Annotated in this window: 23 protein-coding genes; 4 read left to right on the plus strand and 19 right to left on the minus strand. The window is 40.3% G+C overall.

The annotated features are described in order from the left end of the window. Positions 1-178: 178 nt before the first annotated feature. From MSI_RS03145 to MSI_RS03165, 5 genes are all read right to left on the minus strand, one after another. Positions 179-1177 carry a bile acid:sodium symporter family protein gene (locus MSI_RS03145; protein WP_009103626.1) on the minus strand — a complete coding sequence of 333 codons (999 nt, stop codon included), beginning with the start codon at positions 1175-1177 and terminating at the stop codon, positions 179-181. A 100-nt stretch (positions 1178-1277) separates the two neighbouring features. Next, positions 1278-2042, minus strand: a complete 765-nt coding sequence (locus MSI_RS14645) for an amino acid ABC transporter ATP-binding protein (protein WP_009103628.1) — start codon at positions 2040-2042, stop codon at positions 1278-1280. Positions 2043-2045: 3 nt separating this feature from the next. Next, complete coding sequence (locus MSI_RS14650; protein WP_009103630.1) at positions 2046-2741, minus strand: amino acid ABC transporter permease; 696 nt, start codon at positions 2739-2741, stop codon at positions 2046-2048. Positions 2742-2760: 19 nt separating this feature from the next. Then, on the minus strand, positions 2761-3414 hold the full coding sequence (locus tag MSI_RS03160; RefSeq protein ID WP_009103631.1) for an amino acid ABC transporter permease: 654 nt from the start codon (positions 3412-3414) through the stop codon (positions 2761-2763). Between the two features lie 41 nt (positions 3415-3455). Then, the gene (locus tag MSI_RS03165) at positions 3456-4289 is read right to left on the minus strand and encodes a cysteine ABC transporter substrate-binding protein (protein ID WP_009103632.1); all 834 of its coding nucleotides are present in this window, start codon (positions 4287-4289) and stop codon (positions 3456-3458) included. Between the two features lie 177 nt (positions 4290-4466). Between MSI_RS03165 and MSI_RS03170 the strand changes: the two genes are divergently transcribed. Together MSI_RS03170 and MSI_RS03175 are read left to right on the plus strand one after the other, a co-directional pair. After that, positions 4467-5102: a TIGR04100 family radical SAM protein gene (locus tag MSI_RS03170; RefSeq protein WP_009103635.1), complete on the plus strand. Its 636-nt coding sequence runs from the start codon at positions 4467-4469 to the stop codon at positions 5100-5102. A 65-nt stretch (positions 5103-5167) separates the two neighbouring features. Further along, positions 5168-5560 (plus strand): pyridoxamine 5'-phosphate oxidase family protein, encoded by a 393-nt coding sequence (locus tag MSI_RS03175; protein WP_039924122.1) that lies wholly within the window; start codon positions 5168-5170, stop codon positions 5558-5560. 40 nt (positions 5561-5600) lie between these two features. On the opposite strand, the gene MSI_RS03180 is transcribed toward MSI_RS03175, so the two are convergent. From MSI_RS03180 to MSI_RS03190, 3 genes are read right to left on the minus strand one after another with little or no spacing between them, the layout of a single operon-like run. Then, entirely contained in the window at positions 5601-5879 is a 279-nt protein-coding gene (locus MSI_RS03180; protein WP_009103640.1) for a PG0541 family transporter-associated protein, read from the minus strand. Next, complete coding sequence (locus tag MSI_RS03185; RefSeq protein ID WP_009103642.1) at positions 5872-9039, minus strand: efflux RND transporter permease subunit; 3168 nt, start codon at positions 9037-9039, stop codon at positions 5872-5874. Before MSI_RS03185 ends, MSI_RS03180 begins: the two co-directional genes overlap by 8 nt. Beyond that, complete coding sequence (locus MSI_RS03190; protein WP_009103644.1) at positions 9039-9968, minus strand: efflux RND transporter periplasmic adaptor subunit; 930 nt, start codon at positions 9966-9968, stop codon at positions 9039-9041. Before MSI_RS03190 ends, MSI_RS03185 begins: the two co-directional genes overlap by 1 nt. 124 nt (positions 9969-10092) lie before the next feature. Here MSI_RS03190 and MSI_RS03195 point away from each other — a divergent pair, with 124 nt between their 5' ends. Beyond that, positions 10093-10554: a MarR family winged helix-turn-helix transcriptional regulator gene (locus MSI_RS03195; RefSeq protein ID WP_009103646.1), complete on the plus strand. Its 462-nt coding sequence runs from the start codon at positions 10093-10095 to the stop codon at positions 10552-10554. Positions 10555-10670: 116 nt separating this feature from the next. Here MSI_RS03195 and MSI_RS03200 read toward each other — a convergent pair whose 3' ends face one another. From MSI_RS03200 to MSI_RS03225, 6 genes are all read right to left on the minus strand, one after another. Continuing rightward, the gene (locus MSI_RS03200) at positions 10671-11636 is read right to left on the minus strand and encodes a PLP-dependent cysteine synthase family protein (protein WP_009103648.1); all 966 of its coding nucleotides are present in this window, start codon (positions 11634-11636) and stop codon (positions 10671-10673) included. Between the two features lie 24 nt (positions 11637-11660). Then, complete coding sequence (locus MSI_RS03205; protein ID WP_009103650.1) at positions 11661-12716, minus strand: hypothetical protein; 1056 nt, start codon at positions 12714-12716, stop codon at positions 11661-11663. 219 nt (positions 12717-12935) lie between these two features. Further along, on the minus strand, positions 12936-14393 hold the full coding sequence (locus MSI_RS03210) for a nitrogenase component 1 (RefSeq protein ID WP_009103652.1): 1458 nt from the start codon (positions 14391-14393) through the stop codon (positions 12936-12938). A 20-nt stretch (positions 14394-14413) separates the two neighbouring features. Continuing rightward, positions 14414-15163, minus strand: coding sequence for an amino acid ABC transporter ATP-binding protein (locus MSI_RS03215; RefSeq protein ID WP_009103654.1), 750 nt, complete (start codon positions 15161-15163; stop codon positions 14414-14416). Positions 15164-15184: 21 nt separating this feature from the next. Then, positions 15185-15901 (minus strand): amino acid ABC transporter permease, encoded by a 717-nt coding sequence (locus tag MSI_RS03220; RefSeq protein WP_009103656.1) that lies wholly within the window; start codon positions 15899-15901, stop codon positions 15185-15187. Between the two features lie 19 nt (positions 15902-15920). Beyond that, on the minus strand, positions 15921-16727 hold the full coding sequence (locus MSI_RS03225; RefSeq protein WP_009103657.1) for a transporter substrate-binding domain-containing protein: 807 nt from the start codon (positions 16725-16727) through the stop codon (positions 15921-15923). A gap of 234 nt (positions 16728-16961) precedes the next feature. On the opposite strand from MSI_RS03225, the gene MSI_RS03230 reads away from it, so the two are divergent. Beyond that, on the plus strand, positions 16962-18269 hold the full coding sequence (locus MSI_RS03230; protein WP_009103659.1) for a nitrogenase component 1: 1308 nt from the start codon (positions 16962-16964) through the stop codon (positions 18267-18269). A 17-nt stretch (positions 18270-18286) separates the two neighbouring features. Here MSI_RS03230 and MSI_RS03235 read toward each other — a convergent pair whose 3' ends face one another. From MSI_RS03235 to MSI_RS03255, 5 genes are read right to left on the minus strand one after another with little or no spacing between them, the layout of a single operon-like run. Continuing rightward, positions 18287-19633: an MATE family efflux transporter gene (locus MSI_RS03235; RefSeq protein WP_009103661.1), complete on the minus strand. Its 1347-nt coding sequence runs from the start codon at positions 19631-19633 to the stop codon at positions 18287-18289. Positions 19634-19656: 23 nt separating this feature from the next. Beyond that, positions 19657-20421 carry an amino acid ABC transporter ATP-binding protein gene (locus tag MSI_RS03240; RefSeq protein WP_009103663.1) on the minus strand — a complete coding sequence of 255 codons (765 nt, stop codon included), beginning with the start codon at positions 20419-20421 and terminating at the stop codon, positions 19657-19659. Further along, positions 20418-21128, minus strand: coding sequence for an amino acid ABC transporter permease (locus MSI_RS03245; RefSeq protein ID WP_009103665.1), 711 nt, complete (start codon positions 21126-21128; stop codon positions 20418-20420). The genes MSI_RS03240 and MSI_RS03245 overlap by 4 nt, the downstream gene beginning before the upstream one ends. A 12-nt stretch (positions 21129-21140) precedes the next feature. Further along, the gene (locus MSI_RS03250; RefSeq protein ID WP_009103666.1) at positions 21141-21824 is read right to left on the minus strand and encodes an amino acid ABC transporter permease; all 684 of its coding nucleotides are present in this window, start codon (positions 21822-21824) and stop codon (positions 21141-21143) included. Positions 21825-21837: 13 nt separating this feature from the next. Further along, entirely contained in the window at positions 21838-22641 is an 804-nt protein-coding gene (locus MSI_RS03255) for a transporter substrate-binding domain-containing protein (RefSeq protein ID WP_009103668.1), read from the minus strand. Positions 22642-22877 lie beyond the last annotated feature (236 nt).

Below are 22877 nucleotides of genomic sequence, written 5' to 3' on the forward strand. Positions count from 1 at the left end.
TAAATAATAATATTCACGACTTTATTGCTTTTTAGTTTAGGAGTGTAAATTTCATAGTTGAAAAGAGCCCCCCCGGCGGGAGCGTGGAGGGGCGAAGCGTGCGGCAAACGAAGTTGCCGCACCAAACGTAGTGGCGCCCGGAAGGCGACTGGGTGTTACCACTCGCCTGAAATTAATATTAAGCAGATACTTCTTCTTTTTCCTCTGCTTCAGCCTCATCGGTAGGAGTGTGGGCTGCAAGGAAGGCTGCGTAGAGGGCACCTGAAATGTTATGCCAGGTACTGAAAACAGCTCCCGGAATTGTTGCCAGAGGGTACTGGGCAAAGTGTGCTGCGGCAAGTCCTGTTGCAAGACCTGAGTTCTGCATGCCGACTTCGATAGAAAGGGCACGGCATTTTGTCTGCTTGAGGCGGAGAAGCTTTCCAACTCCATAACCGGTTGCGTATCCCAGAAGATTATGAAGCATTACTACAAAAACAATCATAAGGCTTGTGTTCAGGGCGTTCAAAAGTTTTGCTGAGCTGGCAGAAACTACGGCTGCTACAATTGCAACGATGGCGAGGGTAGAAACGGCCGGCAAAACTTTAACAAGGGCTTCTGTAACTTTGCTGAAAAAGTGATTGATGATGAGGCCTGCTACAATCGGGATAAGAACTACTTTTACAATTGAAAGGAACATAGCCATAACTTTTACGTCAACAACCTGGCCGATGTAGAATTTTGTAAGAAGCGGTGTGAGAATCGGTGCGAAAATTGTAGAAACGATTGTCATTCCTACAGAAAGTGCAACGTCACCCTTAGACATATAGGTCATTACGTTAGATGAAGTTCCTCCAGGGCAGGTTCCTACCAGCATTACGCCAACTGCCAGCTCCGGCGGAAGACGGAAAGTTTTGATAAGTACGAAAGCAATCAACGGCATCAGAATGAACTGTGCAAGAAAACCGATGATGATTTCTTTAGGGCGGCTGAAAACTACCTTAAAATCCTGTGGTTTGAGGGTAAGTCCCATTCCGAACATTACGATACCAAGAAGATAGTTAACTGAGCTTGTTTTAATCCAGTTGCAGCTTGCCGGCTTAAAGAGGGCAAGTGCTGCAACGGCAATTACGATAAGAGCCATAAACTTACTGATGTAATGGCTGATTTTTTCTAAAACGTCTAAAGCTTTTGACATTTCTTTAACCTCACTTAAATTACTTTAGTATTTATAAAGTATTTTAGTGAGATTAAAGAAAAATGTTAATATGAAAAGGGTTATTTAAACTGACAGACTTCTAAATTCCTTCCGCAAAAGTTACGCGCTTTTCAAACTTGAAGGCTTCCAGAAACTTTTTAGCGCGTTCGGTTTTTGGGGCTGTAAAGAAATCTTCGGGCTTTGCTTCTTCTACGATTACGCCTTCGTCGATGAATACGATACGGTCAGCTACTGCGCGGGCAAACTCCAGCTGGTGAGTTACAATCAGCATTGTGCGGCCTTCCTTTGCAAGATCCATCATAACATCAAGAACTTCGCGGACCATTTCCGGGTCAAGGGCGGCGGTTACTTCATCAAACAAAAGAACTTCGGGATTCATGCAGAGGGCGCGGACGATTGCGACACGCTGTTTCTGACCGCCCGAAAGCTGGCGTGGATAGAAATCCTTCTTTTCTAAAAGACCTACGCGCTCCAGAAGCTTTTCTGCCTGGGCTTTTACTTCTTCGCGGTTTCGTTTCTGGGCTTTTACAGGGCCAAGGAGTACGTTATTCAAAACTGTCATATTCGGAAACAAATCATAGCTCTGGAAAACCATTCCGACTTTCTGGCGGATAAGGTGCATGTCCTTTGTGCGATTAGAAATTACTTCGTCATCCAGATGGATTTCGCCACCCTGAATTGATTCAAGACCGTTTATGCAGCGGAGCAGGGTAGATTTTCCGCAGCCGGAAGGTCCCAGAATTACAACAACTTCGCCTTTTTCAACATTCAGCGAAACGCCTTTTAAAATTCCGCCTGCTTCCTTAAATGATTTTTCAAGATTTTTTATTTTCAAAAGTGACATTTTTTATCCTCGTTTTTCAAGTTTATCAGCGGCAAGCGAAAGCGGCCAGCAGACAATAAAGTACATAAAGAAAATTACGCCGTAAACAGCAATTGAAGCAGTTGGAATTGTAAGTCTGTTTGCTTCAATAATCTGCTGTCCGATTTTTACAACTTCAATTACGCCTACAAAAACAACAAGAGAGGTTGTTTTAATCATTCGTGTAATCAAATTCATGCTGAGCGGTACAAGCCTTTTAATCGTCTGGGGAATAACTATATAGAAGAAAATCTGCTTTTCTGTAAGCCCAATGGCGCGTCCGCTTTCATACTGATGGCGTGGAATTGATTCAAGGGAGCCACGGACTAAATCTCCCATTTCGGCAGTGCCCCAGAGGGTAAACACGATGATACTTGCCGCTTCTCCGGAAATTGAAAGACCAAAGGCGTGGGTAATGCCAAAGTAAGCAAGGAAAAGCAGAACCATTTGAGGCATAATGCGCATAAATTCAAGATAAATATTGCAAATCACTTTGATGATGCGGTTTTTGCGGGTCAAAATGATTCCGAAAACAAAGCCCAGCAGAATGGAAAGAAGAACCGATACTGCCGCAATCCAGATTGTGACCCAGAGGCCTCCCATAAGGCGGGGAAAGTTCTTTCCCTTAAAAAGAACGCTGAGGGCGGTGGAAATTGCTGTTAAAAAGTCTTGGTTTTCCATCAAAAATCTCCTGGGCAGGCTAGCCTTTGTAAAAATTCAGCTTCTTTTCTATAACGCGCGAGATTATAGAAACCGGAAGCAGGATGATAAAATATGCAATCACTAAAAGCAAAAGTGATTCTTCTGTTTTGTAATAAAGTCCGATTAAATCCTTTGCCACGTACATAAGGTCTGCAAGGGCAACTGCACTGAAAACCGAAGTTTCCTTAAGCAGGAAAATGATGTTTGCAACTACGCCCGGAACCGAAACTGCTGCCGCCTGAGGCAAAACAACGTAACGTACAATCTGCAGCTTATCCAGTCCTATGCACATTCCGCTTTCCAGCTGGGCTTGTCCTACAGTTCCCAGGGCACTTCGGAAAGTTTCTGCCATGTAGGAGCCGCCTAAAAAGGTGAGTCCGATAATTCCGCAGGCCTGGCTTGAAAGCTTGATTCCAAGGCGGGGAAGGGCAAAATACAAAAAGAAAAGCTGAATCAAAAGAGGTGTGTTTCGTGAAAGTTCAGTGTAAACTCTTACGATTACATTTAAAACAGGGATTTTCCAGTAGCGTACGATTGCACAAAAAATCCCTGTTACAAAAGAAAGTATTATTCCGATTAAGCCAATCCGAAGGGTGAGGAAGGTTGCCTCAACGTACATCGGAATGACTTCTTTTATAAAATTGATGTCCATAAACTTTTTTTTTGCTCCGAAGTTTTCGGAGCTTGTTTATCCTACAATTTTCCGCCTTCTACTACAAGACTATCAGCATCAGAATCTGCACCGTAAACTGAGCGCAAGGTTGCTTCGTAGTCAGCGTGGAAGAAGTTTTCTTTGCCAAGTTCTACGATTTCGTTGTTGAGCCAGTCGAGCAGATCCTTGTTTCCTTTCTGAACGGCACCTGCAATTGAATCAAGGCTTCCGATTGAGTCAGCGCCTGCACCTACAGCGAACTTAGGATTTTCAATAGCCCATGCAAGAACTTCTGTGTTGTCTGTTGAAAGACCGTCTCCGCGTCCGTCAAGAAGTGCATTGTAAGCTTCTGAATACTGGTCGAACTTCAAAAGATTGATTTTTGGATAATTTTTAGAGAAGTAGCTTTCTGCTGTTGTTCCCTTTGCAATAATCAAAGTTTTTCCGTTGAGCTGAGCAGGGTCTGTTACCAAAGCTGATTTTGGAGAAACGATTCCCAAAGCAACCTTCATGTATGGAAGGGCGAAGTCAACCTTTTCTGCACGTTCAGGTGTTACTGTAAAGTTTGCAAGTACAAGGTCAACCTTGCCAGTTGTAAGAACTTCTACGCGGGCAGCTGCTTCTACCGGCACATACTTTACTTTTACGCCAAGGTCTTTTGCGATGCGGTTTCCAAAGTAAACATCGTATCCCTGATATTCGCCGTTTTCATCAACATAACCAAAAGGCTTTTTGTCGCTGAATACAGCAATCTTAATTACCTTTGATTTTTTGATTTCTGCAACTGTACGTCCAGTTTTTCCTTTTGCAGAAATTGGTGAAAGTGCTGCAATTGCAAGGGCGGCAGCTAAAATAATTTTTCCGAATTTTTTCATAGGGCATCTCCTCGTGTGTGTTTTTTAGATACCTACTAAAGTAGTAGGTAAACTTTATGATTTAGTTATACAGTTTATTACCTACTAAGTCAATAGGTTTTATAAAAAAATTTTAAAATTGACACAATTGTCCATCTTGACTATGATAGCCGCAGAAATAAAAAAAAGGAAAAAACTATGAAGCAGATGACAATTGCCTATGCCGTAAAAGAAGGCCTCTATCTTAATTTGACTAACCGCTGTCCTTGCGCCTGCACATTTTGTATTCGTAACGAAGGTGACGGTGTTTACGGAAGTAATCCCTTGTGGCTGGAACACGAACCGTCTTTTGAAGAGGTTAGGGCGGCGCTTGAAACTGCTGATTATAAGAAATACAAGGAAGTTATTTTCTGCGGATACGGAGAACCGACTGAAGCTCTTGATGTACTTTTGAAGACTGCCCGTTATATTAAAGCAAACAGCAGCGTGCGTCTGCGTCTTAACACCAACGGAATGGGAAACCTTATTCATTCCAAGGATATTACGCCTTTTTTTGAAGGTCTGATTGATGCAATTTCCATCAGTTTGAATACCAGCAATCCTGAAAATTATCTTGAAACTGTCCGCCCTCGGTTTAAGGAAAAGGCCTTCCCGGCTCTTCTTGAATTCACCCGCCTTGCAAAAGAACATGTGCCTTCTGTAACATTGACAACTGTTTCTACAACAATCACTCATGAGGATGAAGCTGCCTGCCAGAAAATCTGCGACCAGCTTGGTGTAAAATACCGAATCAGAGAATTCAGCGGTCAGGATGATCAGAATAAGACTGCCTAAGCGGCTCAACCTATCTTGTAAATAGGGAATTGCCGGCCCAGAAATACTGTGCTATAATGCTTTCTATGAACGAAGTATATGAATGCTTAAAGTCTTGCGGAACTTATTTTCTCGCAACTGATGATAACGGACAGCCTCGTGTTCGTCCGTTTGGAACTGTAAATATTTTCGAGGGAAAGCTTTATATTCAGACTGGAAAGTCTAAAAATGTTTCAAAGCAGATTCAGAAAAATGCCCGCGTTGAAGTCTGCGCTTCTAAAGGTCCTGAATGGATTCGCGTTGAAGGCGAACTTGTTCGTGACGACCGCCGCGAGCCAAAAGTTGACATGCTTGAGCACTATCCTGACCTGAAAAAAATGTATTCAGCTGATGATGAAAACACCGAAGTTTTGTACTTCAAGAATGCCACTGCAACTTTCTACAGTTTTACAGCGGCTCCTAAGGTTGTAAAGTTCTAAATACAATTTAAGGGTGCGCCTGGCACCCTTAAAGCAAAAGCTAATCATGCAGGACAAAAAGCCTGATTCCTTCCTGGGGGAATTTTTCCTTGATGTAATCTACTACCGTACGGATCTGCTTTTCCTTATCATCATCGCAGTAGGCAATGATGATGGAGTTTGTTTCCGGCCAGGTTGAGGTTCCAAGCTTGTAGGAATCGCCGCCTCGACCGTGAACAAGGGGCACAATAGTGTAGAAGAAATCCGGAATTGCGGCTTCAAGATTATTTATCAGGACTTCCTGCATGGACTGGTTTGTAAAAATTTCGGCTCTAATCATTTTTGCCTCCATTTTCTGATGCCTGACTTAAGGCTGTCAGTCTTTTCTGTAATTCATCATCAATCACAAATTTCTTTTTCTTATCTGCCTTCTGATTAAAAAGGGAATAAATTACAGGAATAATAAAAAGCGTTACGATTGTGCTGGAAGTTAATCCTCCGATTACACAAAGTCCAATCGGCTGGGTCATACTTGAGTTTGCATCTCCAAAGAAAGCCATTGGAACCATACCCAGCAGGGTAGAAAGGGTTGTCATCATAACCGGGCGGAAACGGCTGGCGCCAGCTTCCTCACAGGCTTCCAGAAGAGGTTTTCCGCGCCGTACAAGAAGATTTGTCTGGTCAACAAGGATAATTCCGTTATTTACGACAATTCCAATCAACATAACAACACCAATCATACTTACCATACTGAAGGCGCTTCCCAAAAGAAGATGAATCAGAATGGCTCCTACAATCAAAAATGGCAGGGTAAAGAGGTTGATAAAAGGCTCTTTAAAGCTTTCGTAGGTTCCTGCCATTACGCCAAAAACAAGAATTACGGCAAGAATGATTATTAAAAGGAAGATTTTCATCATATCCATTGTACTTGCCCAGGCTCCCTCGTAAGTGATAGAGATTCCGTCCGGGATTATCATGTCGTTTTTAACAATCTGCTTAATCTGATTTTCTACATCGCCGGCGCTGGCATTTCCTGTAACGCTGGCTGTAAGGTGAACTGTGCGTACTTTGTTTTCACGGCTGATTGAAACAGGACCTGTTCCGCGGACTACTTCTGCAAAGTTTGACAGGGCATAGCGGCCGTTACTTCCGGAAACATAGATTTTTTCAAGATCTGGAATGTCTGTCCGGTCATGGTCTTCAAGAAGGATTACAAGGTCGTATTCGTCACCGTCGGCCCGGTAGGTAGTGGCGGTGTAGCCGTTTATTGAATAGTTGATTTCGTTTGCAATTGTACTTACAGAAATTCCAAAATTTGAAGCGCGGTCCCGGTCAATTTTGATTTCAACCTGAGGAAGTCCGTCTTCAAGGTCAATTTCAGGCTCGGCAATTTCGGGGATTTTCTTTGTCATAAGTGAAGAAAGTTCCTTTGCGCTTTCCAGAATCTTATCCAGATTTGAACCGTGGAATACAATGTCGATGTCGCTTCCGCTCATCTGCTGCATTCGTCCCTGATCAAAGGTGAAGGTTGCGGTCGGGAAGTCGTCAAAATGGCGGCGGAGCTTTGCCTTTACACTTTCGGCAGTATCAATCTGCTTTGAAGCGTCTGGAAGATAAATTGAAATTGAGCCTTTGTAAGAAGTATCAGAGGAAATCATACCGCCAGAAGTTCCTGCAGAAACAACTATTGTTTCATAGCCCTGGATTTCGTTTTTGATGATTTCATAAAACTGATCAAGAATGTTTTCTGTTTCGGAAAGCTTTGTTCCAAGCGGAAGTTCAACATTAAGTCCAACCGAAGTATCATTAAAATTAGACATAAAGGCGATTCTCAGCTGTTTAAATAGAAGGATTGATGAAGCAAGAATTGTAAAGGCAACAAGAATCGTAACAAAACGGTGGCGTAAAACGTAGTGAAGGCCTTTTTTGTACTGTAGTGTTACCCACTCAATTGTTGCTGCCGCCATTTTATCAGCTTTTTTCAGATGAGGATTTTTGATTGGGCGTTCCTTTCTGTTATCAACTTTAAGGAAAACGCCTGCAAGGACTGGAACTAAGAACATTGCTACAAAAAGAGATGATAAAAGGGCTATGATAATTACAATCATAAGGCTTGTAAAAAGCTCTCCCATCATATCAAGCTGGCTTTTGTAAACAAAGAAAGGGATAAATACACAGATTGTAGTCAGGTTTCCGGAAATTACAGAAGACATAACCTCCTGGGTACCGATTGCGGCAGAAACTTTTGCGCTGGTTCCCCTCTGGCGGTAAACATAGATATTTTCAAGTACAACAACCGAGGCGTCAACAACCATACCAATTCCCAGAATCAAACCTGTCATTGTAATCATATTGAGGGTAATTCCGGTAAAGACCATTGCAAGAACCGTGATTACGATACTGAAAGGAATGGAAATTGCCATGATGATTGTGGATTTTCCGCTTCTTAAAAAGACAAAGAGAATTAAAACTGTAAGGATAAAGCCTTCAAAAATTGACTTGATGAGGGAGTGGAGGGTGTCGCGGACACTTGTAGACTGATCAGAAATTGTTACAAGGGAAACTCCTTCCGGCAGCACTTTTTCAATTTCTGCAATCTTTTTGTAAACGGCATTTGCAACGTTTACTGTGTTGCTGCCACTCTGTTTTTTAAGGCTGATATAAACGCCGGGCTTTCCGTTAATGTAAACTTCGCTCGTTGCATCCTCATAACCCATAAAGGCTGTGCCCACATCAGAAAGTTTTACGTCGTAGCCGTTTTTTGTACCAACGACAGTATTGTTTATTTCATCAAGAGATTCAAACTCTCCTGTGGTACGAACCATGTATTTTCTTGTTCCTTCCGAAACTGAACCGCCGCCAAGTTCAATATTCTGGCTTGCAAGAGTTGAGGCAATTCCTGAAAGGGTAAGTTCATAGGCGTCAAGGCGGTTCTGACTGAGTTCAACCCTTACAATTCTTTCGCGGCCGCCGCTTACACTTGCCTGGCTGATTCCCGCTGTCTGTTCCAGCATGTCAGAAACCGTGTCATCTGCAATTTTTCTAAGGTCGTCGGCAGATCGGTTTCCAGTCAAAGAAAGGGTCATAACCGGCATGGCGTCGGAACTGAATTTGAAAATCTGAGGAGTGTTACAGTCGTCCGGCAGGGAGCCTTTTACCTGGTCAAGCTTGTCGCGGATGTCGTTTACCGCCTGATCTATGTCGGTTCCGTAATTAAACTGCAGGGTAATCAGGGACTGGCCTTCGCTTGAAGTAGAGGTGATTTCATCAAGATTACTTACGCTTGTAAGGCCGTTTTCGAGAATTTCGGTGACTGATTTTTCAACGGATTCTGGGCCTGCGTTTTTGTAGGTTGTCATAACCATGGCAACGGGCATATCCATATCAGGCATAAGGTCAACCTGAATGTTGCCTAGGGTAAAAAGAGCGACAATCGCAATAAGGGCAAAGGTACAGATTGTTAAAACCGGGTGTTGAAGAACTTTTTTTGAAAGGCTCATTACTGACCTCCTTCTGCATTATTTGTTTCCTGACTTCCGATTTCGCGAACTTTTACGCCGTTAGAAAGCACCTGCATTCCGCTTGTGATGATTATTTCGTCGTCGGATAATCCTTCTGTTACTTCTGCAAGTCCATCAACGGTGGCTCCTGTCGTGATGTTACGGCGGCTTACAGTTTTGGAATCTGCGTCGTAAACATAGACGAATTTCTGATTGTTCTGAGTCTGAATGCAGTCTGTAGGAATTGTGATTACGTTTTCGTGCAGAACTGTATTCAATCGAATTTTTACATACATTCCGGCATTTATACGGCTGTCATCGGTATCAAAAATAAAGTAAACCTGCTTTGAACGGCTTGTTTCATCTACAACAGGAGAGATTCTGAAAATATGAGCCGGAAAGCTTTCCTTTTTGTAGGCTTCAAGAGTGACTTCAGCCGTAAGGCCGTTCTGCAAAACTGCAATTTTGCTTTCCGGGATTTTGCACTCAATCTGCAGGCTTTTAATGTTTCCTATTGTTGCAATTTCGCTGGAGGTTGAAACTGTAGTTCCGGATGTAAGGGGAAGTGAAGTTATGTAGCCTTCAATGGGTGCATAAACCGGGCTGGAAGTGTAGTAAGTACCTGGTGATGAAGGGTCAACTTCCGCAATCAACTGGCCTTTTTTAACGTAGGAGCCCAGTGTTACAGGAACGCGTGTCAGCTTTCCTGCCATATCAGGATAAACAGAAATGGTATTTTCTGCCTTTACAGTTCCGTTTAAGCGGAGATATTCCTGAAGGTTTGAACGTGTGATTTTCTGAGTTTTTACAGTATAAACAGTTTCTTCTGCAGGCGGCAGCTGCATTTTTCTTTTTGGAAGGCAGGCAAAAATAAAAAGAACTGCAAAAGCTCCCAAAGTCATAAAGCCGTGTTTTTTAGTAAATTTCATAAAAGATCCTCGCAAATGTGATTTATCTTTTCAGTGTAGTGTGCTACACTGTCGGTAAATATATAGATATTTACTTATAAAATCAAGTTAAGTGTAGCACGTTACACTAAAAAAAAGGAAAAATATGGAAGAAAATTTTTATAGCAGCGAAATAAATCCTGAATTCAGCGGTGATATTGGTTATATGCTGAAAATTGTTAATGATGCTCTTGAAAGAAATGCCAATGAAACGCTTCGAAAGGAAGATTTGACTCTTTCTCAGCTTAAGGTTCTGGGCTTTATAAATACAAAGGAAGAGGGGAAAACTACGCAGAAAGAGCTGGAAGATGCCCTGGCAGTTTCTCATCCTACAATAAATGGAATATTAAAAAGACTTGAAGCCAAAGGAATAATAGTTTCTGAACTTTCTGTGAACAGACGAATGACAAAAATTGTTGAACTCACAGAGACCGGTAAAGAAATCCTGAAAAAAACAGAAAGTCACCGCCTGGAGCACGAAAAAAGGCTTTCTAAAAATCTTAGCGCGGAAGAAAAAGCTTCTCTGCTTTTTTATCTGAAGAAGGTTTATGAAGGACTGAAAGAGTAGGCTTTAACGCAGATTTTTTACTGTACCTTTTACAATATCCTGTATTATATTACAAAAAAAAATGAAAGCCGCCCGTGAGTAGCATTTTTTGACGGAGGATGCTCCGTCAAGAAAAATTATTCCGAAAACAAATTAGTGCTTAAATAGCGTAATCCTGTGTCCGGCAGAATTACGACGATTGTTTTTCCAGCGTTTTCATCTTTCTTTGCAAAATCTGTGGCAACAGAAAGTGCGGCTCCGCTGGAAACTCCTATAAGGATTCCGTCTGTTTTGGCAAGAAGCCGGGTGGCTTCTACCGCCTTAGCAGGTTCAATCGTAACAACCTGATCAATGTATTCCCTGTTCAGGACTTCAGGAACGCGTTCTTTTACAACATCTGTAAAATTATGAATGCCTGTTACAATTGTGTCGTTTACAGGCGGCTGAACCCCGATAACCTTTACAGAAGGCTTTTTTTCCTTGAGGAATTTGCCGCTTCCGGTAATTGTTCCTCCGGTTCCTGCACTTGCTATAAACAGGTCAAGTTCTCCTTCTGTATCTTCCCAGATTTCTTTTCCTGTTGTTTTGTAGTGAGCATCAGGATTTGCAGGATTGGCACTCTGGTCAAGAAGGAAGCTGTTTTCTATTTTATCGATTACCTTTTCTTTAAGAACCTTGACGGCGGCAATAAAATCTCCGCCAGTTTCGTCAAAGACTTCAAGATATTCAGGTACATCATGTAAATTAAACAGTTCTGCACCAAAGGCCTTAATTGCCTGCTTTCGCTCAATGCTGACATCATCCTGAATGTAAATTACGCATTTGTAGCCTTTGGCTGCGGCAAAGGCAGCCAGGGCAATGCCAGTATTACCTGAAGTTATCTCAACAATTGTTGTTTTTCCCGGGGTAATCTGACCGTTTCTTTCGGCAGTTTCCAGCATGTTAAGGGCAATTCTGTCCTTAACGCTGCTTTCAGGATTAAAATATTCAAGCTTTGCAAATATTTTTGCTTTAAGATTTAGTTTTTTTTCGTAATTTGTAAGTTCGACAAGAGGTGTATTTCCAACTAACTCAGTAATTGATTTATAAACCTTTTTTGCCATAATCTTACCCTCCTGCTTGAACTGTTACTTTGAAATTTTATACTGCCAGCTGAACGGAATGTTGAAGCCGTTGAAGCCATCCTTGTCATTAAAGAAGACTCTCAGGCCGGAACGGATTGTTCCAAGACTTGTGTAGTAATCAAAGTATGGATAAAGCGTAACTGTGTCAGATGTGCTGTCTGCAAGAAGTATGTGGTTGAATTTTACGCTTGTGTAAAAATCTAGTTTTTCGTTTGCTTTGTAATTTGCCCTTACAACAGCTGTCAAAGGAATGCCGTTTTCAAGTTCTGCAAAATCATCTGTAGCAGTAGTGAAGCTAGACTTGTTGCTCAAGCCTGCAAGAAGATCTGCATAAAGAGAAATCTTTAATTCTTCAAATGTGTAGCCGACTGAGAACTGAATTAAGTTCTGTGTTCCCTGAATATAGTTTTCATCAGAGTTGTTGTAAGTGTAACCTGCATTCAAAATCAGATTTTTTACAGAGTTAAGACCAACGTAAGCACCAAGGCTTCTTGTTTTTTCTGTGACATCCTGGGCAGTTGCAGAAATAGTTACAATATTTTTTATGCTGAATTCAGCACCAAAGTTCAAATCAAGACGACTCTGACTTCCTGCTGCACTTGCAAACTTAAAGCCGATATCGCTGCTTTCTGGTGCAATGTTCAAAACAAGACCAGCTCCGTTATCGTCAGCAAGTTTTCCGTGTGTAAGATAATCATCGATGGCAGAAAGGTAGGCTGGTGAAGTTGCCCATTTCCAGAAGAACTTATTTCCACCAATAATGTTCAGTGGCTGAACCGGACGAACGTTTGCATAGGCCTGTAATCCTGGTGCGTAGTTTTTATCGCCGGAAATGTTCAGGCGGACACGTGCGTCAACATTTTCAGATGCCACATCCAGCTGAATGCGGTCGCCCACAATCGCATCCTGCTTGTTTCCATCTTTGTCAAACTTAAGGAAATCACTTGTTCCCACGTTGTCATCGTTTCCGCCAAAAGTGTTTGTAAGTGATACATTCTGTGCGCCTGCAGCAGAAGCCAGCAATAAAGCTGTAAAAACAGAAATAATTGATTTTTTCATAAAATACCCCTTTTTTATTTTTTAGCAGAGTTCTATACAAGGCTGTCTGAACTTGCCATGCAATATGTATATAGATTTTGCAGAACTTTGAATAATACAAAAATCTGATAGGAGCTATAGGAAAAAGCTATAACAAAAAAAGGGCTTTCCAGTAAAAAAAGAACTGCCTGGAACTAGGAGGAATTCCAGGCAGTCAAATGGCTTTTTTGTTTACGTTAATTACGAATAAAATTTATTGTGTTCCTGTTCCAGCCACCAGCTTGTGTATGGAAGTTTACAGTGATTTTTTAGATTTTCAACCAGACTTTTATTATTGAATAAATCTGCTATTGAGCGGGCAAAGTTGTAAAGACCTTCATAACCGAACATCTGGAATTCATCATTCAGCTGAACAACGGGGATTCCAAGCTTTGTAACAAAAGGCCGGGTTCCTTCATGACGGCAGATATAAATATCTGGTTTTTCCTTGTTTATGATGTTGATAAGTTCGTGGTTTTGCAAATCGATAATAGAAACCTTCATGTCCGGTTGAGTTTTTTCAAACTGCGTAAGTGTATCAGGAAGTTTCTGATCATCATATTTTGAATCATGATGCCAGGAAATAGCATCTAAGACTGTAATTCCGATTTCACCCAAAACACGGGCAACTTCGTAGGTGAAGCCAGGTCCTGCCGCAATAACAGCAGTTTTTCCTTCAAATTGTTTTTTTAATTCTTCAATTTTTGGAAGGAATTTTTCCCTTTCTTCACGGATTATATCTTCTGCAATCTCTTCTTTGTGAAGGATTTTTGCAATATCACGAATCCAGGTGTCAAAATCTTTCATTCCATTAGGACTTACGGTTTTTACATAAGGCACATGATAGAGTTCTTCAAGGGCATTTCCAAGGTAAGTGCTTACAACTCCACAGCAGCTTACTGTAGCAAGACTTTCGCTTATATGAGAAAGTTCTTCAATTGTGGAATTTGGATAAAGATAAAGAGGTTCTACATCAAACCGTTTAAAAACTCTGTTGATAAAGGGCTTAACTGCTTCTCCAAAGCCAAAGTGCCTGTAATTTATGATATTCCGTTTTTGTTCAGGAGCTTTTACAATGTGTTTAAGAACTATATGATCTGTGATGTCAAATCCTGTTGCCCAGACTTTACTCTTTATTCCCTCACAGTGAACTGGAATAACAGGAATCGGAAGTTTTTTGCTGAATTCATCTGCAACAGAATCGATATCTTCTCCAATAATTCCTGTTACACAACCGGTACAGATAAAAATTGCTTCGGAAGGGTAGCGGTTGTATGCTTCCTGTACTGTTTCCTTCAATTTTTTTGATGCACCGAAAACAGTATCGCTTTCGTTAATATTTGTGCAGACGTAATTTGTATTCCATTTCTTACCGATTTCACTGGCAAGAACAGAATAGAAGGCCGTCCACCTTGGAATAAGGGCTCCACATCCAATTGGGGAGTGATATACTACTGTAACATTACGAATACTGCTGATCTGATCCATTACCATCATTGAAAGGCAGGTTTTATTCTGTGAAAAACATCGTTCGCAGTTTTTTATGGATCCATCACGAGTTTTTGATAGTATAGTCTGCAGGTCCCCATTAAAAGAATTTACAGATTTTAATCTGATTTCACGTATTGAAACTTCTGTGGTTGATAAATCGAATGCCATTTTTTGCCTCCATTTTTTTATTAAATTATGTATTCAGGTTGTAAATACCTTGCCAAAAACTGTCTTGTTCTTTCTTCCCGTGGATTTGTAAAAATCTCCTCAGGGCTTCCTTCCTCAACAATTTCTCCTTTATCCATATATACAACCCTGTCTGATATTTCCCTTGCAAAGTTCATTTCATGAGTAACGATTATCATCGTACGCTTTTCATCTGCGACTTCCTTGATGAGTTTCAAAATGTCACTGATACTTTCCGGATCAAGTGCGCTTGTTGGTTCGTCAAAAAGAATTACTTCCGGGTTTAAGGCAAGGGCACGGGCAATTCCAACCCTTTGCTGCTGCCCGCCGGAAAGCTTTGAAGGATATTCATTCTGCTTGTTTTCAAGCCCAACTTTTTCAAGATATTTTAGTGCAGTTGTCTTTGCCTGTGCTTTAGGCAGAATTTTATTTACAATAAGCGGTTCCATGATATTCTCTAAAGCGGTTTTATTTTTGAAAAGATTAAAGCTTTGGAAAACCATTGTACTTTTTAATCTTATTGCATTTATTTCCTGTTTTTTTGCATTGGAACACTCAATATTTGCGTTCCCGATACTGATTGTGCCGGAATCGCCGTGTTCAAGAAAATTAAGGCAGCGGAGAAGAGTAGACTTTCCTCCACCGCTGGAACCGATTACAGATACAATTTCGTTATCATTTATATTCAGGTTTATACCGCGAAGTACATGGTTTTGATTAAAGGATTTTTTCAGATTTTTAATTTCTATCATATTTTCATCCTCTTTTTTTGATTAAAATACGGTTTTTGTGAATCTGGACAGTTGTTTTTCCAGAAGTAAGAGTAAGCGTTCAAAGATTGCGCAGACCGGCCAGTATAAAAATGAAACGGCGACATAGACCTCAAAAAATCTGAAGGAGCGAGAGCCTACAATTCTTGCCTGTGCCATAAGGTCAACAACGGCGATACAAAATGCCAGCGATGTATTTTTTATCATTGAAAGCAGGGCACTTGTAAGGGTAGGCAGAGCTATGATAAAAGCCTGCGGTAAAATAACCTTTCTGAGAGAATCCCAGGTTGAATAGTGAAGACTTTTGCACGCTTCAAACTGCCCGGGCTCTACAGCCAGCAGAGAACTTCTTAAGGATTCTGACATATAGGCTCCGGTATTCAAACCGAAGGCCAGAATTGCGAAAAAAGTTCCCGGAAGAAGGTTTATGTCAAATTCTTTACCGTAACTTCTTGCTATTGCAGAAATTATGATTGGAATTCCGTAGTAAACAAGATAAAGCTGAACAACCATTGGGGTTCCCCGTACAAAAGATATGAACACAATAGAAAGTTGAGATAAAATCTTAATATGAAAGAATCGCAGCAAAGCAATAATTATACCCAATAGTAATCCAAGAAGAGTAGCAGAAATAGCGATGAATAAGGTGACAGGTAGTTTTGTTGCTATTTCAGGAATTGTTGATAGTATAAATCTGATGTCAAGAATCGGTCCTTCCATATTAAATAACCTCAAATATTTATTTTGATTTTACTGTTGTGTCTGTACCAAACCATTTGATTGCCAGCTTAGACAAAGTTCCATCTGCACGGATTTCTTCCAGGGCCTCACCAAATATTTCTTTTAAATATTCACCTTTCTTATTTCTTCTAAAAACCCAGAATGCAGGATTCAGGAAATCTGGATCTGATTTCACATATCTGAGAGGATAACCCTGTTCGCTAATCAGAGCTTCTGCACCAATCGGGCTGTCAATTGCCGCATCGGCACGTCCGGAAACAATGTCAGCAAAAATGGTTTGCAAGGTTGTATCATTTCCTGTATAGATTGTTGTTACTTTATTTCCTGTTTTTTTATTGAAAGCTTCGAGCCAGTCTGCAAAAGAAGAGCCTGTTCCAACAATAACTTTTTTTCCAAAAAGATCTTCTGCTGTGTTTATATCATTACGCTCTTTTTTGAAAATAATTACAGGATAATCATAGTTGTAAGGCTTATCGGCATAAAGATAACGCTGCTCACGGGCAGGATTTTTCTTTATTTCATTTGCAATTACATCAATACGACCTGTTTCCAGGGCAAGAAAAATTCCGTCCCATCCAGTTTTTTCTATCTGGATTTTGATATTGTCATCCTTTATCCTTTCACTGATTGCCTTAATTACATCAACATCAAAGCCAGCAAGCTCTCCCTGCTCATTTACAAAACCAAATGGTTTCCAGGTGCCTTCCATTGCCACTCTAATTACCTCCTGCTTTTTTTTGCCGGCAGCAAAGAAAAACGATGGCAGCAGTGCAAGTGCAATAATTAAAGATAAACTTTTTTTCATAAGAACCTCCATGAAAAATAAAATTGATTTGTAGTGTGTTTTGTTGAAGTAGATATATAAGTTTTTGGATTTCTTTACTAATACTTTTTTTATATAAGAACTATAGGAATTTTGTATAAGTCAAAATCAGAACTTTGCTTGACTTATAGAAAGGCAAAATATATATTTTTGCTCATATCAACAAATACCTATTAGTTTACTAGGTAAATATAAGAGCAAAAAGGAAAGTAAATTATGGCAAAAGTTTTAGATCAGCCAAGATTCAAATGCGCGCTGGCAGCAATGCAGACGATTCAGTCAATTCCGGGAGCAATTCCTGTTTTACATGCAGGCCCCGGCTGTGCAAGTAAATTGAACGATAATAGCGGAAGCAGCGGACATTATGCAGCAAATGTTTATCCTTGTTCGCTTGTCAGTGAAAAGGAAGTTGTTTTTGGAGGAATTAAAAAGCTTCGTAATACAATCGAAAATTCGCTGAAAGTTATTGATGCAGATTTATTTATTGTACTTTCCGGTTGTACAACCGAAATTATCGGGGATGATATTCAGGAAGTTGTAGAAGAATTTTCTGACAGCGAAAAGCCTGTAATCTGGGCAAAGACTCCGGGCTTTAAGGGAAACAATTATCTTGGACATGACTGGATTTTAAAGGCTTTGTTTGAACAGTATCTTAAGACTTTACCTCCTGCTCCTAAAATTAAGGGACTTGTAAATATTTTTGCAGGAACTCCGGAACAGGATCCTTTCTGGCTCGGAAATCTTCGAGAACTTGAAAGACTGATTCAGTCAATTGGACTTACTCCAAATACGATTTTTGGTTTTGGACGTTCAATTGAAAACATAAAAAAATTAAAACAGGCAGAATATACAGTTCTGGTTTCTCCATGGCAGGGAAGTGAAAGTGCTGAATATCTTGAAAAAAAATATGATATTCCTCTTTTGAAATATCCCATTCTTCCAATTGGGGCAGCAGAAACTTCAAAATTTCTGAGGGCAGTCGGGGAATTTTGTCATGCAGACAATGAGCTTGTTGAAAAAGTAATCAAAGAAAATGAAGCGGAGTTCTTTTATTACATAGAGCGCTTTGCAGAAACTTTCCTTGAGCCTCAGCTTGTTGGAAAACGCTTTACAGTGGTTTCTGAAGCCCAGTATGCTCTTGGAATTACCAGATTTCTTGTTAATGATATGGGAGAATTTCCTCTTACTATATTTATTACTGATGATACGCCGGAAAAATATCGTGATTCTATAAGGACTGAATTAAATAAACTTAATTATGATATTCAGGCAGAAGTTGAATGGAATGTTGATGGAAATGAAATATATAAAAAGATTAAAGACTTTGATTTTGGCGGAATTCCTCTGGTAATCGGAAGTACCTGGGAAAAGAAGGTTGCAAGGGAATTAGGCGCGCATTTTGTAAATGTTTCATATCCGGTTTTAGACAGGTTCGTTATAAACAGCAGTATTGTTGGGTATGCAGGAGGTTTGAAACTTCTTGAAGATATTTACAGCGATTCATTTTATAACAGTACACTTTAATTAATAAAAATATTTCATTAAAAAACTATGGGCTTCTGCTTCAGGAAGCTCATTTTTTTTCGCAGATATAAAATCTGGAGTGCCATTGTGAAAGGCCAGGAAAATGGGTAGGCCAGAGCTACTAAAAGGGCAGAAGAAGTTATATGCGTGATTACAAATAAATAAGTCTGACGAAGTACAACAAAGCCCAGAAAAGTGAAGCTTGTAGGAAGAACTGTATACCCCAGTCCTTGCGAAATTTGTCCAAAAAGCATTGCGCAAAAGCAGAAGACGTAAAAAGAAGCAGAGCATCTCATAAAAAGGCTGCCGTAACCTACAACCCCGGGGGTAGAATTAAAGAGGGAAATCAGGGGCTGGGCAAAAATTATGAGCAGGAGAGAAATCAAAAATATGACTGAAAGACCTAGCAAAAGGGAGATTTTTATTCCTTTTTTTACCCTGTCGATTTTTCCTGCTCCATAGTTTTGTGCGGTAAAGGTTGTGGCTGCCATGCAGATGCTTACCATTGGAAGAATTGTCAGCTGGTCGAATCTTGTATAAACTGCCCAGCCTGCCATACAGTCTGAACCGAAGACATTTATGTAACGCTGCATGAAAGTGTTGGAAAAATTTAAAATACTGTTTGAAATTGCACTTGGAAGGCCAAGTTTTAAAACTGAGCGGACTACAAAGCCAACACTACATATTTGATTTGATATGGCAGAAAATATTTCTTTGGTTTTTATTCGTCTGGTTAAAATTATAAAGGCAAAAATTGCGGCGATTAATTCAGAAATGATTGTTGCCCAGGCAGCTCCTTCAAGTCCTGCCTTAAATTTTAAGATAAATATAAAGTCCAGAATTATGTTCAATACGACGGAAATCGAAAGTATGTAAAGCGGACGTTTTGAATCGCCAAGAGAACGGAGTATGCCCGTACAGATTCCGTAAAAAAAGATAAAGGTAAGGCCAGCAAAAAAAATACGGAGGTATGCGTCGGCCTTTGGAAAAACATCCTGCGGAACGGAAATCATCTTAAGCATTAAGGGGGCAATAAAAAATCCGGCAGCAGAAAGTATGATTCCCAGTCCAAGAGAAAACGGCAAAATTGTATGGATTGTTTTTCTGATTTTGCATCCTTCTTTTGCTCCGTAAAGGTGGGCTACAAGAACTCCTGCTCCGTTTGCAAGTCCGTTAAAAAAGCCTGTAAGCGTAAAAATAATGTTTGCGCTGGCTCCGATTGCGGCAAGGGAAGGTGTGTCGCAGTAGTTTCCTACAATCAGGATGTCTGTAGTGCTGTAGAAAAACTGAAAGAGGTTTCCAAGCAGAAGAGGTAGTGAAAATTTTACAAAGACCGGAACAATTCTTCCGCTTGTCATATCCATAAAGCTTTTCCTGCCTTATGCGGCTAAATATTGTATTCGCCGATTGGAAGAATGCGGTGCAAAAATTTTTTGGTGCGTTCTTCCTTCGGATGATAAAAAATCTCCCTTGGGCTGCCTTCTTCCACTATAACTCCGCCGTCCATAAAAATAACCTTGTCGGCAACTTCTTCGGCAAAGCTCATTTCGTGGGTTACGACAATCATCGTTATATTTTTCTGGGCAACCTTTTTAATAAGCTGAAGGATTTCTCCTACAAGTTCCGGGTCCAGCGCGCTGGTCGGCTCATCAAATAAAATCACTTCTGGATTTAAGGCTACAGCACGTGCAATTCCAGCTCTCTGCTGCTGTCCACCCGAAAGTTTACACGGATAATAATCAGACCGGTCAGAAAGATTTACCCATTCAAGGGCTTCTCGGGCAATTTTTTCGGCTTCTTTTTTATTTACATTGCGGGCAATTGTAAGTCCCGCCATAACGTTTTCCAGCACGGTCATATTTGAAAAAAGATTATAATTCTGGAAGACAAAGGCCGTCTTTTTAGTAAGATTAAGTACATCCTTTTTGGAAGGTTTTGCACTGTCAACTTTTATTCCCGCAACCTGGACTGTGCCGGAATCAGCTTTTTCCAGAAAATTTATTGTACGGAGAAGGGTAGTTTTTCCGGATCCGCTTGGGCCAAGAATTACGGTAACTTCTCCTTTTTTTACTTCAAGACTTACCCCTTTAAGGATTTCTTTTTTATCAAAACTTTTTCTGATATCTGTGATTTTTAATAATGGTTCGCTCATACAAAAGCTCCTTTTCTGAATTTTTTACTGTAATGCTCGTATTTTCTAAGCGAAAATTCCACGATTATGTTTATGCCCCAGTAAATCATTGCGGCGGCAAGATATGCTTCAAAATATGAATAAGTAATGTCTGCAGGCTTTGTACAGCCTACCATAATGTCCACAACTCCAATAGAAATTACAACCGAAGAGTTTTTTATAAGTCCCAGAGTCAGGTTTGTAAGGTTTGGCAGGGCAATAGGAATCAGCTGGGGAATAATTACATGCAGAACTATCTGATGCTCCTTCATTCCAATGCTTTTTCCGGCTTCCCACTGTCCTTTTTCAATTCCCAGAAAGGCTGTTCTCATAATTTCTTCCATACCGCAGATTTCTGAAAGTGTGAGGGCAAAAATAGCAATCCATAAAAGGTTTATATCCTGCAGATTTCTCTTCCAGTGAAAAAAAGCCTGCCAGCTTGAATAAAACAAAAGAAAAATCAGATTGTAAATGAGCATGGCAATTATAACCGGCACGCCCCTGTAAAAAGTTACAAAGGCTGTGATAGCCTGACTTGCAATTTTTACTTTTTTGTAGCGCAGATATGCCAGGAAGGTGCCAAGTAAAAATCCAATAACAAGCGGAATTAGAATAAGCTTTATTGTATTTGGAATATAAATAATTCCGTTTTTAAAAGAGTCTGAAAATGCCTTAAAATCAATATCCATTTCTTGCTCCGCTTAGTGCCATTTTTCAAGGCGATTTTCTATCCGTTTGAAAAGAAAATTCAAACTCAAACTTATGACAACGTAAATCAAAAGTGCCACAAGATATGGTTCCAGAAAATGACCGCTGCTTGTTCCTACAGATTTCGCTCTTCCCAAAACATCAAGGATGCCTAAGAGGTAAACAAGCGACGTTCCCTGAAAGAGTCCCACAAAATCGTTTCCAAAGGCTGGAAGCACGATTCTTGTCATCTGTGGAAGAACAACGTAGCGGTAAGTCTGGAGTTCCTTAAAGCCAAGACTCTTTGCGGCTTCAAACTGGCCGGGCGGAATGGCTTCTATAGAACTTCTAAACATCTCTCCGACGAAGGCTGTCTGATTTAAGCCATAGGCTATATAGGCAAAAATCAGTTTATTCCAGCGGTTCGCATTTATTCCAAAAATATTTAAAAACTTTGGAACAAAATAATATGCAAGCATGAGCTGAACTATAAGCGGAGTGCCCCTCATAAAAGAAATGAACACTGTTGAGAGGTGATACAAAACAGGTGTTCTTTTTATGCGGATTTGACTCTGCAAAAATCCAAGTATAATTCCCGTAAGTGTTGCCCAGAAAACTACAAGAAGAGTTATCCAAAGGCAGGGAATTATCTGAACGAAGGCAGACCAGACTCTGCTCCACTTAAAGTAGTCAACCATGCTTCCCCTCTCTTTACTCCGATTCTGTGTAATCGCCGCCAATTACAGCGATTGAAATCTCACGAAGCTTGCCTGATTTTTTAAGTTCGCGGATTGCACCGTCAAAGGCATCTCGAAGTTCTGTATTTCCCTTCTGAAAAAGGAAGTAAGTGCTTGAAGTCTGAACCGGTTTACCTGTGATTTTAAGGATATCGCCATATTCCTTGTTTCTTGATTCAACATCACGTTTTGTAGAAACTGTAAAATCCCAGCGGTGACTCTTAAGACCAGCCATTCTTTCGTCTGTAGAAAGGTTTCCTGTTTCAATTTTGATTTCTTTTCCAGGATGTTTTTTGTTGAAATCTTCAAGATACCAGAGAGAATTGTCTCCGTTTGAAATATAGGCAGTTTTACCGCTCAGATCTTCAAGAGAATTAATTCCCTGAGTTTCTTTCAAAACAGTGATGTAGGTAATAAAAGTTGTGTAAGTTTCTTTTGTAAACTCGTAGCGTTCATAGCGGTCAGGGTTATACTCAATCTGCTGGGCAATAGCATCGTACTTTTTCTGAGAAAGACCGGAAAAAAGGCTGGTGAACTGAGTTGGTTCATATTCGAATTCATACTGAGGCAAAAGCTCATCAATTGCGCTCAAAACTTCATACTCGTAGCCTGCAAGTTTTCCTTTTTCGTCAATGTAGCAGTAAGGCTTGTAAGCGTTACCAACTGCAACCAGAATTTTCTTTGCTTTAGGCTTTTTTGCCTTTGCTGCAAATACCGAAGAAGTCATTGTCGCTGCAATAAGTGTTGCAATAATAATTTTTGTGATTGATTTTTTCATATGATACCTCCGTACTGGTTTAATAAAACCTAGTGATATAGTAGGTATATATTTTTTATAGAACTTTGCCTAATATAATTATTTTATAAGAGTTATAGGAAAAAGCTATAGGTCTTTTTTACTATTTCAAATTCAAAATCTTTTTAATTACCGAAATGTAGTGAAGGGCAGTTTTATCCATTTTAACGTCTTTTTTTGTTATGTAGCCAAGGCTGAAGCTGTGGGAAAGGGCATCA

It is taken from the genome of Treponema sp. JC4 (assembly GCF_000260795.1).
GTDB lineage: Bacteria > Spirochaetota > Spirochaetia > Treponematales > Treponemataceae > Treponema_D.